The sequence below is a fragment of the Micromonospora sp. NPDC047548 genome (genome assembly GCF_040642975.1).
Lineage (GTDB): Bacteria > Actinomycetota > Actinomycetes > Mycobacteriales > Micromonosporaceae > Micromonospora.
On the sequence record NZ_JBEYTI010000008.1, the window covers coordinates 93,329 to 107,410 of the forward strand.

Here is a 14,082-nt window from a genome sequence, read left to right on the forward strand (position 1 = left end):
GACGCACCACCTGTCCTTCGCTCGACGCGGATGTCCGGCTCGGCCGCGCCCGGGTTCGTGAGCCCCCTCACGACCATGGGCAAATCGGTTTGACCGCCGCAAGACTTGTCGGCTGCTGAACTGAACCGCCGTTCGGCTTCGTCATGTCGTTGTCGGAACGGGGAGGTCGTCGTGGCCCTCGGTGCCACGTTCGCCGCGCTGCGTCACCGGAACTACCGGATCTGGGCTGGTGCTGGGTTCGTATCCGTGATCGGGACCTGGATGCAGGTCCTCGGAGTCAACTGGTACGTGCTCGCCGAGACCGGCTCGGCGGCCTCGATGGGCCTCGCCGTCCTGCTCCAGGCCGTCCCCACGCTGCTGCTCAGCGTCTGGGGCGGGGCGCTGGCCGACCGGCTGCCCGCCAAGCCGCTGCTGATCGTCGCGCAGGCGGCCCACGCGGCCCTCGCGGCGGGACTGGCCCTGGTCGCCGTCACCGGCGCCGGCGGACTTCCGGCGATCTACGCGATCTCGCTGGTCACCGGTGCCGTCTCGGCGATTGAAGGCCCGGTGATGGGCCGCTGGTGCTCGACCCTGGTGCCCCGGGAGAGCCTCGGCAACGCTCTGGCCCTCGGCTCGCTCACCAACTCCGCCGGCCGCATCCTCGGCATGAGCGTCGGCGCCGTCGTGGTCGCCGCCGTCGGCCCCGCGCTGCTCTTCGGCGTCAACGCCGCCAGCTTCGTGGCGGTGGTGGCCGCCCTGTTCGCCGTACGCGAGGGGGAGCGGCACGGCGGCGAGCCGGCGGTGACCGACGCGGAGCCGACTGACGGCGGCATCAGGGCCGGCTTCCGTTACCTGCTGGGCCAGCCGGTGGTGCTGGTCGCGCTGGCCCTGTCCTTCGTGCTTGGCAGCCTCGGCCGCAACTACCAGGTCACCATGGCGGCGATGAGCGACGGCCCGTTGGGCGGCGGCGCGGCCGGCTACGGCTTCCTCTCCACCGTCTTCGCGGTCGGCACGGTGTGCGGCGCGCTCGTCGCGGCCCGGCGCCGGGAGCTGGGTTACGGCATCCTGGTCGGGGCCGGCCTGCTGGCCAGTGTCCTGCAGATCGTCGCCGGCCTGGCCCCGGGCACCATGAGTTTCGCCTCGGTGATCCTCCCGATCGCCGCCGCGGCCGTGGTCATCGACACCACCGTCGGCACCCGGGCCCAGCTCGACACCGACTACGCGATGCGCGGCCGGGTGCTCGCCGCGCTGGCGGTCACCGGCTCGGTCTCGGCGGCGGTGGGCGCGCCGCTGCTCGGCTGGCTCTCCGAGTACGCCGGGCCCCGGCAGACCCTGGTGCTGGCCGGCGCGACCACGGCGGTCGCCACCGTGGTGGCGGGGGTGACCCTCGATTGGCTGCGCGAGCGCCGACTGCGTCGCCGGCTCACCCTGGTGCTGGCCGCGCCCGCGATACGGCGGCCGGTGCGCCGGATCGCCTCGACGGCCGCCCGTGTCGTCCGCCCCGCGTCGAGCATGGTCGGCGCTGGCCGACCGGCGCGGGCGGTCGCCCGGACCGCCCGGCCGGCGGGCAGCGTGCGCTTCGGTGCCCGGCCCTTGGCCGCGCTGCGACCGTTCGCTGGCCAGTCCCGGTCGAGCCGGGCCGCCCGCGCGGCACATGAGTGCGCGGCCTGCGCGCCGCATCGTTCGCGCCGCCGTTCCGGCCTGACGGGTACGGCCGTCCCGCACGGCCCAGAGGCCGACTGCCTGCGGTCCGGCTGAGTCGGCCGGCGGGGTGGCCGGTGACCGGCGGAACGTCCTCGGGGCGGAGCCGGCCGGGCCGCGGGCACCGGTCGGACGCTGTGGAGCTGATGTCGCAGACGACTCACCGGAGCCGGCGACCATCGGCAACGGCGGAGCCGGCAACCATCGGCAACGGCGGAGCCGGTGGCCGGCCGGGCCGGGTGGTCCAGCTCCGGCATGATCGCCTGCGCGGGGATCGTGCCGCGGGCGCTGACCTGTGGGCCGATCCGGGAGATCCCCTGGTTCTGGACGCTGGTCGACCTCTCCCTCGCCGTGGGCGCCTTCCCGCCGCTCTGGTTCGCCTACCGGCACATCCGGGCGATCGAGGCCGCCACCGGCACGCCGGCGGCGCCGGCGGTGTCGGCGCCGCCGAGCTGACGCCGCCCAGGACGGCGTGAATCGTCTACGACATCAGCTCTACAGCGTCCGGATACCGTCCTCGCCCCCCCCGCACGGTTGTCGTCTCCAGCCGGGTTCGCCGGGAGGCGGCGACCGCCGCCGTCGGGGGCAGGGCCAGCGCCCGCAGCCGCAGCCCCGCCCCGTCCACCTCGATGGAGGTGGTGCCACCGCGGGCGCCCGGGCCCCGGTCGTCGCCGTCTCGTGCGTCGCCGGCCCGGCTCCGTTAGGGTTCCCTCGACCGGACGGACGTCGTGGGGGAGCAGACGGTGGGCAGGCTCGCGTCGGCGTACGGGCAAGCGGTCACCGCCCACCGGCAGGCCCGTGACCGGTGGACCCGGGCCCGGGCGCTGCTCGACCGGCTGGCCGGGCAGCCCGCGCCGGAACGCACCGTCGACCTCGTCGCGCGGCTCGGCCAGCTCGCCACCGACCTGACCGCCCCCACCGCCCCGGCGACCCGCCCGGCCGGCGAGCCCGCGCCGGTACGCGTCGGCGACGCCACCACCGCCGACGGCCGGTTCCCGCTGCTGCTGCCGCTGGGCGCCGGCCGGCACCTCGCGGTCAGCGCCGACGCCCGCGACCCCCGGGTGGCGGTGCTGCTGCGGGTGCTGGTGCTGCGGCTGCTCGCCACCAGCACGCCGGGCGCCGTCCGGGTGGTCGGCGTCGACCCGGCCGCGCTGGGCGCCACCTTCCTGCCGCTGCGACCGCTGCGCGACGCCGGGGTGCTCGGCGCGACGGCCACCACCGAGGCCGAGATCGGCGTGCTGCTCGACGCCGCCGAGGCGCACGCCCGAGCCGCCCAGCAGGCCGACCGGGACGACCACGAGCTGCTGCTGGTGGTCGCGGCTTCCGCCCCCGCCCCGCGCGAACTGGCCCGGCTCGCCGCGCTCACCCACGCCGGGCCCAGCGCCGCGGTCTGCGTGCTGCTCGCCGGCCACCCGGCGGCGCCACCTGGGCAGGCGCCGCCGCTGGGCGCCACCACCACGCTGCGGCTCGACGAGCGGTACGCCTGGGTCGGCGACCCGCCCGGGCACCCGTTCGGCGACGACGGCACCGGGCTGGCCGTACCCGTGCTGCTCGACGGCGACCCGCCGCAGGAGGCCGTACGCTCGCTCGCCGGGCGGCTGGCCGCGGCCGTGCGGCGCGACGCGGCGCTGCACGTGGCGGACCTGCTGCCCGAGCGGCGCTGGACGGAGTCCGCGCGGGCCGGGCTGCGCACGGTGGTGGGCCGGGCCGGGCGGGAGCCGGTCACCCTCGCCTTCGACGACGCCACCCCGCACTGGCTGGTCGGCGGGCGCACCGGCGCCGGCAAGACCGTCTTCCTCGTCGACGTCCTCTACGGACTGGCCGCCCGCTACTCCCCGGCCGAACTCCAGCTCTGGCTGCTCGACTTCAAGGAAGGCGTCAGCTTCACCGAGTTCGTTCCCACCGAGCGGGACCCGTCGTTCCTGCCGCACGCCCGCACCGTCGGCGTCGAGTCCGACCGCGAGTACGGCCTCGCCGTGCTCCGCGAGCTGCGCCGGGAGCTGGGTCGCCGGGCCGAGGAGTTCAAGCGGCACGGGGTCACCAAGCTCGCCGACCTGCCGGTGGACGCGGCGGTGCCCCGGATCGTGACCGTGGTGGACGAGTTCCACGTGCTGCTCGCCGGCACCGACCGGCTGGCCCGGGAGGCCGTCGACCTGCTGGAGGAACTGGCCCGCAAGGGCCGCTCGTACGGCGTACACCTGGTGCTGGCCAGCCAGAGCACCACCGGCATCGAGGCCCTGTACGGCCGCGCCGACACGCTCTTCGGGCAGTTCGCGCTGCGGGTGGCGCTGCCCGGCGGCGAGGCCGTGCTCGGCCCGCGCGCCGCCGCCACTGCCGCCGGCGCGGTCGGCACCGCTGTGGTCAACACCGCCGCCGGCGCGCCCGGCGCGGACCTGCTGGTCCGCTTCCCCGACGCGCACGCCGACGCCCGGCAGGTCGCCCGGCTGCGCTACGAACTCTGGGACACCCGGCCGGAGGGCTCGCCGCCGCCGTCGGTCTTCCGCGGGTACGAGGCCGCGCACCTGGAGGACGAGCCGGCCACCGCCGCCCTGCGCCCCGGCGGGCGGCGCCCGTCGGTGCTGGTCGGCCGGACGGTCGACGTGGCGGGCACCCCCGCCCGGTTCGCCCTGGACGCCACCCCGGGGCGGCATCTGGCGGTGGTGGGCACCGCGGCGACCGCGGCGCACGTGCTGCGGGCCGCCGCGCTGAGCCTGGCCCGCCAGCACCCCCCGGGTGAGGCGGAGTTCGTGCTCGCGCCGCTGGTGGAGGCCGCCGACGAGCTGGCCGACGAGACCGCCGCCGGGATCAAGGCGGCCGGGCACCCGGTCTGCCAGGTCGACGCGGCGGGGCTGCGCCAGCGGATCGGCGAGCTGGCCGCCGACCCGGGGCAGCGGGGCCGGACGTACCTGGTGGTTTTCGGCACTGACGCCGCCGGCGCCGCCCTCGCCCGGACCGACCCGGACACCTTCCGCTCCGGGCACGACGACCTGCGGGCGCTGCTGCGCCAGGGCCCCGGCCACGGGGTGCACCTGCTCGGCTGGTGGCGCGGGCTGCGCCGGCTCGCCGACGACCTCGGCGGCTCGCAGAACCGGGACGACGTGGCCTGCCTGGTGGCGCTCAACGTGCCGGCCGCCGACCTCGGCCTGCACCTCGGGGTCACCGATCTGGCGTATGCCCCCCGGCCCGACCGGGCGCTCCTGGTGGACCGGCACGCGCAGCGGACCGCGCTGATCGTGCCGTTCGTCCGCCCGGGGCACCGGCCCGAGGACGAGGAGCGCTGAGTGTCCACCTTCGAGGAGTACGCCGCCGCGGTGCGCCAGCTCTCCGTGCAGGTCCGCGACGGCGAGCGGGGCGCCACCGCCGAGGCGGAGCGCCGGCGGCGGCTGCACGGCGGGGTGGCGCAGCTGGGTCAGCGGCTCGCCGCCCAGGGCCAGCGGCTGGACCAGCTCGGCGAGGCGATCGGTGTCGAGCCCATCCCGGCCGCCCCGGAGAACGCCGACCAGCTCCCGGACGCCGACCCGGCGGCCGTCCTGGAGGAGGCCCGCAGCCTGGTCAACGAGGCCGACCTGCGGACCCGGCAGGTCGAGGCCCTCGCCGCCCGGCCGGAGCTGCTGCCGACGTGGTCACCGGCGGCCCGGGCGGTGGCCGTCTACGTCGCCTGCGCCGCCGCCGGGGTGCTGCTCATGCTGGTCCTGGTGGTCGCCTCCGGGGTGGGACTGGTCAGCGGCTTCACCCTGGGCGCCTGGGTCTGCGCCGGGCTGCCGGTACTCTCCTTCGCCGCCGGCTGGCTGATCCTCGGCCGCTGGGGCCGACCCGCCCTGGCCACCGTGGAGCCGCCGCGGTTCGTCCCGCTCGGCTTCGTCATCTGCGTCGCCCTGGTGCCGACCGCGTACTGCGCCAGCCTGCTGCTCGTCCGCTTCCTCCGCTGATCCCTGGGCGCCAACGCCGCCGCCCTGTCGGCGTGGTGCGCCAGTCGGGTCCGCGCGGCCCGCTGCTCGTCGCACGGCCCGGGCCGCCCACAACTGCGGCACACCCCGGTGTACGCCTCGACGGCATGTTCGTCGATTGTCCGACGCGCCTCGTCGATCCGGTGCGCGGCGTACGCCCGGTAGGCGGCGGCGTTCATTGTTCCCCCTTGACCAGGAGGGCGAAGCGCACGTCGGGGCAGGGGTAGTCCTCGTCGCAGCCGCAGAGCCAGCGGCTGACCCGGCGCGGCGGATGGGCGAAGAGGATGTCGTCGGCGTCGGCGAGGTCCTGCGCGGACACGAAGTCCGACTGGTCGGGCGAGTCGTCCACGGGTACGTCTCCCGTCGGTTGGGTCTCCTCGGGTGCGCTGCTGTTGTGCTGGTTGCTCCGTCAGGCCGGGGGCAGCGTGCGGGTCGGCCCCGGCACGCCCGGCCGTCCAGGGGACCGGCCGACCGGGCGCTCTGCGCGGTGGGGAAGGACCAACTCCACGGGTGCTGACCAGGGAGTACCGCCATGCCACCGAGCCCCAAGTGGGTTGAGCTTGCCGAGCACATCCGTAAGCAGATCGCCTCGGGCGAGTTGCCGCCCGGCGAGAAGTTGCCTTCCACCTCGCAGCTCTGCCAGATTCACGGCGTTTCCGCGATCGTCGTGCGGAACGCGATGCTGACCTTGAAGGCCGAAGGACTGGTCGTCGGCGTGCCGGGTGTCGGCGTGTTCGTCGCCGAGCGGTAGTCGATACCTCGTACGTCATCACGTGGTCGCGGTGGGTGCGCGGATCTCGTACGCTCCCTTGTGGTCGACGCCGGTGCGGTGGCGCTGACCGGTCGATGCGAGGCGACCAGGGGGAGGGCATGTGAGCGCAGCGCAGATGATCGCGAGGCTGGCGGCGGCGGCGCAGAAGCTGGACGAGGCGAAGGCCAAGACGGCCGCCGCGGCGCAGGACGCGGCCGAGGCGCGGGCGCTGGTCGCCGGTGCGTTGGAGGGCGTGGCCGCCGGCCCGCTGATCGGCATGATCGACGCGTACCGGCAGGCGCTGACCCAGGCCACCCAGGGAGGCGAGCCGGCCCGGCAGCACGTCCAGGAGACGATCGCCAAGGTCCGTGCGCTGGGAAATTGAGCTCGGGTGCTGGCAGCGCAACTCGCCAGCCACCCGTAACGCTCAGGCCATCCGCGCCAGCGCCGCTCCGGTCGAGGGAGTTGCTGGCGGCAGGCGCCGAGCGCCGCGCGGCCCGGAAGCGTGAGGCAGATCAAGCCCCACCTCCTGGTCAGCGTCGATCGGTCACTCCCGAGGGCATCGCGTTGGGAGGCTCTGTCGCGACAACCGTGTGGGCCAGCGTGGCCGAGTTTCTGCCGGCCTGGCCGAAGGCTGTGGCGGGCGTAGCTCTCGGCATAGTGGCGAGTTGGGGTTCTTTCAAGGCATGGAAGGCCGGCAGGCGGAATCAGGGAGGCTCAGTTGAAGATTGACGACCGCGTGGAGCAGTTGGTGCGTGACGCACTGCACTGGGCTGTCAAGAGCGACGCTGACAGGTTCGACGAAGCTCTTCGCGCGTTCCCGGATGAAGGGACCCGTCGAGGCGCGCTTGAGCTGCTGATCGCGATCTGCGGGTTCGCGACGATCGACGTCTTTGGTGACAGACCTTCGGAGCCGCAGATCCGAGCGCTCGCGGGCGAGGTCGCGGAGATGGAATCGTGGTCCTCCGTCACTGCGGGGGAGGTCGCCGCCTTCGTGGCCGCAGTGCTTGCTGGTCAGCGTCTGATCGACAGCCTGCCAGCCGAGTCCGTTGTGGTGCTCGCCTTCGTGGTGGCTGCACATCTGTTGTCCGCGAAGCCCAAGGCCGAGGGCGAGTGGTGGTTCAACTACCTCGACAAGGTGGAGGCGGCGATCGAGGTAGCGGAATGACCTCCGGGCCGGACTCCTCCGGCCTCGCCGGTGACGAGCTGGACGGGTTCCGGATCGGCTACCTGCCGCCCGGCATCGGGGAGCTGGTCTCGGACTTCGTCACCGAGTGGGAGGGCGTACGGTTCACCACCCGGGTCTGGGAGCGCCCGGTTGATGAGGGATACCGGGTCGACGTGCGGGTGCACGTGCTCCGGGGAGGGCGGTTGACGACGCTCGCGAACCTCCGCGACTTCCTCGTTGAGTACGACGAGCGTCCGGCGGACTGGGCGCTGATCGCGTTTCGACATGGCGCCGCAGAAGGCTTCAGTGACGGCACCGAGGCCTTTTGGCTAGTCGAGCCCGGCGTCGCCGTCGACCTGCGGGTGGATCCCGAGCGGTTCGACACGGGAACTCCCCTCACGATTGCGGAATCGATCATCACTCTGGGCTAAGTTTCCGTGACGCCGGGTGGAAGATTGGCGTTCTCATCGCTAGCATGAGGGCTTCCAGCAGGTTCCGTGTGCAGCTCGGGGAGGCTCACCATGACCACTGCGCCGACACAGATGCCTGGACCAGTTGTCATCGAGATGAGCCAGGTCGAATGGCGGGAAGCCGCTCGTCTGGCGCTCGACAAGCTGCACCTCACTTATCAGCAGCTCGCCGAGATGGCGAGCCGACGCGACTTCAGCTCTCTTGAGGCTCAGAAGTTGTGGATGTCCATTGGCAACACGCAGCCGTAGTGGGCTCGGGCCGCAGGCCCGAGAGTTCGCGGACACCATGCAGGCGCTCCTGAACAAGACAGTCTGCGACAACGCGCGGGTGGTCGCCAGGATCACGGCAATGCAGGCGGTCGTCGGCACCCAGCTCGGTCCGCTGACCTCCCAGCCGATTCGAATGCGCACCGTTGGACGCACGGGTATCTGGCTGGATTGCAGTGCCTGCTGACGTTGGACCGGGCCGAGAGCAAGTTCCTCACCGTCGAGGCATCGTTCTGCGGCCTGCTGGTCGGTGACGACCCGTGCGAACTCCTCCTGCACTACGACTTCCAGCGCGACAAGGACCGCTACAGCGAGGCGCACATCCAGGTCTGCGCCGCTCACCCAACGTTTGAGAAGCTTCTCGCCGAGCTGGGCCGCAAAGAGGCCAACGGTCTGTCCAAGATTCATCTCCCGGTCTTCCGTCCGTGCAGATCCACGTCGTGCCGAGCGACGTCGGGATGTACTCCGGCCTCGGCGGCCCATTCACCATCGCCGAGTTGATTGACGGTGGCAGGGTCGCGCACGTCGACAGTCAGGCGCAGGCGCAGATCCTGGAGCAGGCAGCGGACATTGCTACGCTCGATCGACGGTGGGAACGCATCCGGGGAGAGGCTCTTCCCCGAGGGCGGTCCCTGGATCTGATCAGGGAAGCGGCACGATCATGGACCTGACCGGCGCCCGGTGGCGCAAGAGCACGAAGAGCGGCAACAACGGCGGCGACTGCGTCGAGGTCGCCGACAACCTGCCCGGCGTGGTCGCGGTCCGCGACTCGAAGGATCCGACCGGTCCCGTCCTGATCTTCCCTGTCGCGGTGTGGCGGGCTTTCGCCGCCGGGGTCCCCGAGAGGGGTTGACCGACCACGGTTTCCGCAACAGCGCCCGTCCCGGAATCGGGGCGGGCGCGGTGTGTTGTGGCTGGCTGTGCCGGCGACGGCGATGCTGCGGTCGCGTCCGATAGGCCGGTTTGTGCATCTCGTGCGAGATCATGTTACCGGCTCGTAACTTTTCATTGACGGATGTGAAATCCGCCACGCATCATCATCCCACGATCGATCGGATCCCCCCGCCCACCGTCCCGGCTCCCCGGGTACCTCCCGCCGGAGGTGCAGCCATGCTGCTCCGAACGATCCTCGCCGCCACCACCGCCGTCGCCGCACTGCTCGTCCCGGCCACCGCCGCCGCGGCCGCCCCCGACCGCGCCGCCACCGCCGGCGCCGTGGCCATGTCCACCACCACCAATGCCGCCGCCGCGAACGCCAATCCGGTCATCGTCGTCGGAGGGCTGATCGGCGTCTCCATCGCGTACGAGCCGATCGCCGCCCGGCTGCGCGCCGACGGCTTCCGGGTCTCCATCTACGAGCTTTCCGGGCTCGGCTTCGGCGACATCCGCGAGTCCGCCCGCGCCTTCAAGACGTACGTCGACCAGGTCCGCGCCAGCACCGGGGCGGCCAAGGTCGACATCGTCGCCCACTCCGAGGGCGGCCTGGTGTCCCGCTGGTACGTCAAGTTCCTCGGCGGCGCCGACGCCGTCGGCCGCTACGTCAGCCTGGGCAGCCCGCAGCAGGGCACGTACGCCGCCAACATCCTGAAATTCGTCGGCCTCGGCAGCTGCGCCGGCATCGTCGCCTGCCAGCAGATGTCGGTCGGCTCGGACCTGCTCACCGCCCTCAACGACGGGGACGACACCCCCGGCGCCCTCCGCTGGGCCACCGTACGGACCTGGCAGGACGAGCTGGTCTGGCCGATCGACAACGCCTCGCTGGCGGACGGCGCGACCAACGTGCTGATCCAGGGCTGGTGCCCGCTGCGGGTGGTCGGCCACCTCGGCCTGGTCCTGGACGGGACCACCTACACCGTGGTCCGGCAGGTGCTCACCGACGCGGCCATCTGGCCCAACTGTTTCGCCCTGCGAACGGGCGAACGGGCGGACGGGACAGGCCCGTCCGCCCGTTCGGCACGGCGGAACAACCTAGCCGGTCGGCAACCGGGTGCGCCGGCGGGGTAGTTGGCCGGAGCGCCCGCTGTGCGCCGCCCCCGCGTGGGACGCTGTGCCGAGTCGGGATGACCGGCGCGGGGCGACGCCGGCAGCGCGGGAGGGGGCGCCATGACGGGTACGCCGCAGCTGGACTTCGCGCTCGACACGTACGAGTGCATCGTGCTCTATCCGGGGGCCGCCGGCCGGGCGCTGCCGGACGAGACCGTGCAGCGGTTGCAGGCCGAGCACTTCGAGCACATGCAGGCGTTGCAGCGGCGGGGGATCGTGCTGGTCGCCGGGTCGGTCGACGGCCCCGCCCGGGAGCCGGCGCCGCCGATCGGCTTCGGGCTGGCCCGCACCGGCTCGGTCGACGACGTGCGCAGCGTGATGGCGGCCGACCCCGCCGTGCAGGCCGGGCTCTACCAGGTCGACGTGATGACCTTCCTCTGCCCGGCCGGCTCGCTGGAGTTTCCGCTGGCCAAGACGGAGAGCTAGGGGCGCCGCAGCCGAGGAGCCCGATGACCTCCCCGCCACTGGCGGCGCGTCTCCCGCGCCGCCGCCGACTCGAGGGTCTTCTCCGCCGTACCCACGCTGCCGGACACCACCGGCGGTGGGTGAGCGGAGCCGCGGCGGGAGCGCCTCCGGCGGCGGATGCGCACGAGCGGTACGATTCCCGGCGCGCGGTCGCCGATGCCCGCCACTCACGACGTCCCCCGGTGCGGCCCCGCGCCCACCGGTCCCGCGCCCCAAGCGGCGCGTCGGAGGACGACTGTTCCGCAGTCCGAAAGGGGTCGGCCCGCCGGTCGACCCGGAGGAGAGACTAGCCTGATGGGCGTGACACGCCGCGCGAAGATCGTCTGCACTCTTGGCCCTGCCACCTCGTCCCCGGAGCGGATCCGGGGGCTCGTCGAGGCGGGCATGAACGTGGCCAGGCTCAACTTCAGCCACGGCAGTCACGCCGATCACGAGTCGGTGTACCGGCTGGTGCGGGAGGCGGCCGACGCCGCCGGGCACCCGGTCGCCGTCCTGGCCGACCTCCAGGGCCCCAAGATCCGCCTCGGCCGGTTCGCCGACGGCCCGCACGAGTGGCGCACCGGCGACTCCGTGGTGATCACCGGCGACGACATCCTCGGCACCAAGGATCGGGTCTCCTGCACCTACCGCAAGCTGCCGCAGGAGGTGAAGCCGGGCGACCGGCTCCTGATCGACGACGGCCGGGTCGCCGTCGAGGTCAGCGACGTCACCGGCAACGACATCCGGTGCCTGGTCACCGAGGGCGGCCCGGTCTCCAACAACAAGGGCGTCTCGCTGCCGAACGTGGCGGTCAGCGTCCCGGCCATGTCCGAGAAGGACGCCGAGGACCTGCGCTTCGCCCTCGGCCTGGGCGTCGACATGATCGCGCTCTCCTTCGTCCGCTCGGCCGAGGACATCAAGCTCGTGCACGCGATCATGGCCGAGGAGGGCGTGCACCGCCCGGTGCTGGCCAAGGTCGAGAAGCCCGAGGCGGTGGACCACCTCGAGGCGATCGTGCTGGCCTTCGACGGCGTCATGGTCGCCCGCGGCGACCTGGGCGTCGAGCTCCCGCTGGACCAGGTGCCGCTGGTGCAGAAGCGCGCCGTGCAGCTCTGCCGGGAGAACGCCAAGCCGGTCATCGTGGCCACCCAGATGCTCGACTCCATGATCGAGAATTCCCGGCCGACCCGCGCCGAGGCCTCGGACGTCGCCAACGCGGTGCTCGACGGCGCGGACGCCGTGATGCTCTCCGGCGAGACCAGCGTCGGCAGGTACCCGGTGCTCACCGTCAGCACCATGGCGAAGATCGTCACCACCACCGAGTCCGGCTCGATCGGGGTGCCCCGGCTCCAGCACGACCCGCGTACCCACGGCGGCGCGCTCACCGTCGCCGCCTCCTCGATCGCGCGGGCCATCGGCGCCAAGGCGCTGGTCGCCTTCTCGCAGACCGGCGACACCGTCAAGCGGCTCTCCCGGCTGCACTGCGACCTGCCGCTGCTGGCCTTCACCCCGGTGCCCGAGGTGCGCAACCAGCTCGCCCTCTGCTGGGGCGTGGAGACCTTCCTGATGCCGTTCGTCGAGCACACCGACGACATGTTCCGCCAGGTCGACCAGGCGCTGCTCGGCCTCAACCGGGCCAACCCCGGCGACTACGTGGTGATCGTGGCGGGCAGCCCGCCCGGCACCCCGGGCTCCACCAACACGCTGCGCGTGCACCAGCTCGGCTCGCTGGTCGACGCGGCCTCCGCGCGGGCCCTGCAGTGATCGAGCGTCAACCCCCGGCCGGCCAGGCCGCGGTCGACCAACTGCTGGAGGTCCTCGACCTCGACCACACCGGTGAGATGACCTTCCGGGGGATGAGCCCGCCGGTCGGCCCGCAGCGGGTGTACGGCGGGCAGGTCGCCGGCCAGGCCCTGGTGGCCGCCGGGCGGACCGTCGACCCGGAACGCTTCGTCCACTCGCTGCACGGCTACTTCGTGCGCCCCGGCGACCCGGCGGAGCCGATCGAGTACCAGGTGGAGAACATCCGCGACGGCCGGTCGTTCTCGGTGCGCCGCTCGGTCGCCCTCCAGCACGGCCAGCCGATCTTCTTCATGTCGGCTTCGTTCCAGCGGCAGGAGGAGGGCCTGGACCACCAGGCCCCGACGCCGCCGGACGTGCCCGGCCCGGACGACGTCCCCACGATGGCGGACCGGCTCTCCCGGTACCCGGAGCGGCTCGGCATCTGGGGGCAGATCCCGCGCCCGATCGACGTGCGCTACGTCGGCGAGCCCGGCTGGGTACGCCCCGGCGACCGCCCCGCCGACCCGTACCAGCGGGTCTGGATGCGCATCGACGGCAAGCTGCCGGACGATCCGCTGCTGCACGCGTGCGCACTCACGTACGCCTCAGACCTGACCCTGCTGGACTCGGTGCTCTCGGTGCACGGCGAGGTCTGGGGTCCCGGCGGCGTGGTCGGGGCGAGCCTCGACCACGCGCTGTGGTTCCACCGGTCGTTCCGGGCCGACGAGTGGTTCCTCTACGACTGCTGGAGCCCGTCGGCCTCCGGCGCGCGGGGGCTGGCCACCGGCCGGATGTTCACCACCGAGGGCCGGCACATCGCCAGCGCCGTGCAGGAGGGCCTGCTGCGCCGCGTCGGCGCGTGATCAGAAGCTGCTGACCACCTTCACCAACGCCTCGTCGATCGTGGCGGGGTCCTTGGCGTCGAACGCCTTGCCGGCGGACGCCTTGGCGATCCGGTCGAGGGAGGCAAGCCGGTGCAGCGGGTTCCCGGCGACCGGGCCGCGCTCCCGTACGAGCCGTTGCAGGGTGACGCCCTCGATGAACTCGCTCACCACGTACGGCAGGTCGCCGTCGACGTCGGCGAAGAGGATCTGCGCGGTGCAGAACGGCGCCACCCGCCGGGCGGCGGCGATCTCCTTGGCGAACTGGGACTTGGCCCGCGGGTGCTGGTGCAGGTCCACATTGATCACCTTGACCGCGACCCACCGGCCCTGCACGTCGCGGCCCAGGTAGACCACGCCCTGGCCGCCCACGCCGAGCCGGCCGAGCAGTTCATACGGCCCGGCCTGCCGCGGGTCCCGCGGATTCAGCGGCGTTACGTCCGGCATCGCTGTCGCTGCCCATATCGGCCGGCGGTGCTCGCGTGTGCGAGGGTGCGTGGTCCTCCGGCACCCACGCCGGCGACACGGGTATGGTGCCATGGCCGCGCCACCGCGCGGCGCCGCCCGGCCGGCGGTGGGACGCGCGCCGGCCGGCGAGGCGCCGGACCGGTCAGCCGTTCGATGGAGGGCGGCGGCCCGGCGGGCTGGT

General features: G+C 73.3%; 14 protein-coding genes and 3 pseudogenes. 14 read left to right on the plus strand and 3 right to left on the minus strand.

Annotated features, from left to right (window positions below):
- The first annotated feature begins 171 nt into the window (after positions 1-171).
- From ABZ807_RS11345 to ABZ807_RS11360, 4 genes and pseudogenes are all read left to right on the plus strand, one after another.
- The gene (locus tag ABZ807_RS11345; RefSeq protein WP_357155376.1) at positions 172-1,737 is read left to right on the plus strand and encodes an MFS transporter; all 1,566 of its coding nucleotides are present in this window, start codon (positions 172-174) and stop codon (positions 1,735-1,737) included.
- A 195-nt stretch (positions 1,738-1,932) separates the two neighbouring features.
- Positions 1,933-2,136 (plus strand): annotated as a pseudogene (locus tag ABZ807_RS11350) (hypothetical protein); the annotation flags it as partial.
- A gap of 287 nt (positions 2,137-2,423) precedes the next feature.
- Positions 2,424-4,961, plus strand: a complete 2,538-nt coding sequence (locus ABZ807_RS11355; RefSeq protein WP_357155378.1) for an FtsK/SpoIIIE domain-containing protein — start codon at positions 2,424-2,426, stop codon at positions 4,959-4,961.
- The gene (locus tag ABZ807_RS11360) at positions 4,962-5,609 is read left to right on the plus strand and encodes a hypothetical protein (RefSeq protein WP_357155379.1); all 648 of its coding nucleotides are present in this window, start codon (positions 4,962-4,964) and stop codon (positions 5,607-5,609) included.
- Positions 5,610-5,802: 193 nt separating this feature from the next.
- Here ABZ807_RS11360 and ABZ807_RS11365 read toward each other — a convergent pair whose 3' ends face one another.
- Positions 5,803-5,976: a hypothetical protein gene (locus ABZ807_RS11365; protein WP_357155381.1), complete on the minus strand. Its 174-nt coding sequence runs from the start codon at positions 5,974-5,976 to the stop codon at positions 5,803-5,805.
- A 183-nt stretch (positions 5,977-6,159) separates the two neighbouring features.
- On the opposite strand from ABZ807_RS11365, the gene ABZ807_RS11370 reads away from it, so the two are divergent.
- The 4 genes from ABZ807_RS11370 (at position 6,160) to ABZ807_RS11385 (ending at position 7,977) form a co-directional block, all read left to right on the plus strand.
- Entirely contained in the window at positions 6,160-6,378 is a 219-nt protein-coding gene (locus ABZ807_RS11370) for a winged helix-turn-helix domain-containing protein (RefSeq protein ID WP_357155383.1), read from the plus strand.
- 121 nt (positions 6,379-6,499) lie between these two features.
- Complete coding sequence (locus ABZ807_RS11375) at positions 6,500-6,763, plus strand: DUF6244 family protein (protein WP_357155385.1); 264 nt, start codon at positions 6,500-6,502, stop codon at positions 6,761-6,763.
- Positions 6,764-7,099: 336 nt separating this feature from the next.
- On the plus strand, positions 7,100-7,546 hold the full coding sequence (locus ABZ807_RS11380; RefSeq protein ID WP_357155387.1) for a hypothetical protein: 447 nt from the start codon (positions 7,100-7,102) through the stop codon (positions 7,544-7,546).
- Entirely contained in the window at positions 7,543-7,977 is a 435-nt protein-coding gene (locus ABZ807_RS11385; protein WP_357155389.1) for a hypothetical protein, read from the plus strand. The genes ABZ807_RS11380 and ABZ807_RS11385 overlap by 4 nt, the downstream gene beginning before the upstream one ends.
- A gap of 39 nt (positions 7,978-8,016) precedes the next feature.
- Here ABZ807_RS11385 and ABZ807_RS11390 read toward each other — a convergent pair whose 3' ends face one another.
- Entirely contained in the window at positions 8,017-8,691 is a 675-nt protein-coding gene (locus ABZ807_RS11390; RefSeq protein ID WP_357155391.1) for a hypothetical protein, read from the minus strand.
- An 11-nt stretch (positions 8,692-8,702) separates the two neighbouring features.
- On the opposite strand from ABZ807_RS11390, the pseudogene ABZ807_RS11395 reads away from it, so the two are divergent.
- The 6 genes and pseudogenes from ABZ807_RS11395 to ABZ807_RS11420 all read left to right on the plus strand — a co-directional run.
- A pseudogene (locus ABZ807_RS11395) lies at positions 8,703-8,954 on the plus strand (Scr1 family TA system antitoxin-like transcriptional regulator); the annotation flags it as partial.
- Positions 8,945-9,136 (plus strand): DUF397 domain-containing protein, encoded by a 192-nt coding sequence (locus ABZ807_RS11400; RefSeq protein ID WP_357155393.1) that lies wholly within the window; start codon positions 8,945-8,947, stop codon positions 9,134-9,136. The pseudogene ABZ807_RS11395 and the gene ABZ807_RS11400, both read left to right, overlap by 10 nt.
- Positions 9,137-9,393: 257 nt before the next feature.
- Positions 9,394-10,191 (plus strand): annotated as a pseudogene (locus ABZ807_RS11405) (alpha/beta fold hydrolase); the annotation flags it as partial.
- A 195-nt stretch (positions 10,192-10,386) separates the two neighbouring features.
- Complete coding sequence (locus ABZ807_RS11410; RefSeq protein ID WP_357155395.1) at positions 10,387-10,752, plus strand: YciI family protein; 366 nt, start codon at positions 10,387-10,389, stop codon at positions 10,750-10,752.
- A 333-nt stretch (positions 10,753-11,085) separates the two neighbouring features.
- A complete protein-coding gene (gene pyk / locus ABZ807_RS11415; RefSeq protein ID WP_357155397.1) occupies positions 11,086-12,534 on the plus strand; it encodes a pyruvate kinase in 1,449 nt (482 codons plus the stop codon).
- The gene (locus tag ABZ807_RS11420) at positions 12,531-13,415 is read left to right on the plus strand and encodes an acyl-CoA thioesterase II (protein WP_357155399.1); all 885 of its coding nucleotides are present in this window, start codon (positions 12,531-12,533) and stop codon (positions 13,413-13,415) included. The genes pyk and ABZ807_RS11420 overlap by 4 nt, the downstream gene beginning before the upstream one ends.
- Here ABZ807_RS11420 and ABZ807_RS11425 read toward each other — a convergent pair whose 3' ends face one another.
- Positions 13,416-13,880, minus strand: a complete 465-nt coding sequence (locus ABZ807_RS11425) for a hypothetical protein (RefSeq protein ID WP_357155401.1) — start codon at positions 13,878-13,880, stop codon at positions 13,416-13,418.
- Positions 13,881-14,082 lie beyond the last annotated feature (202 nt).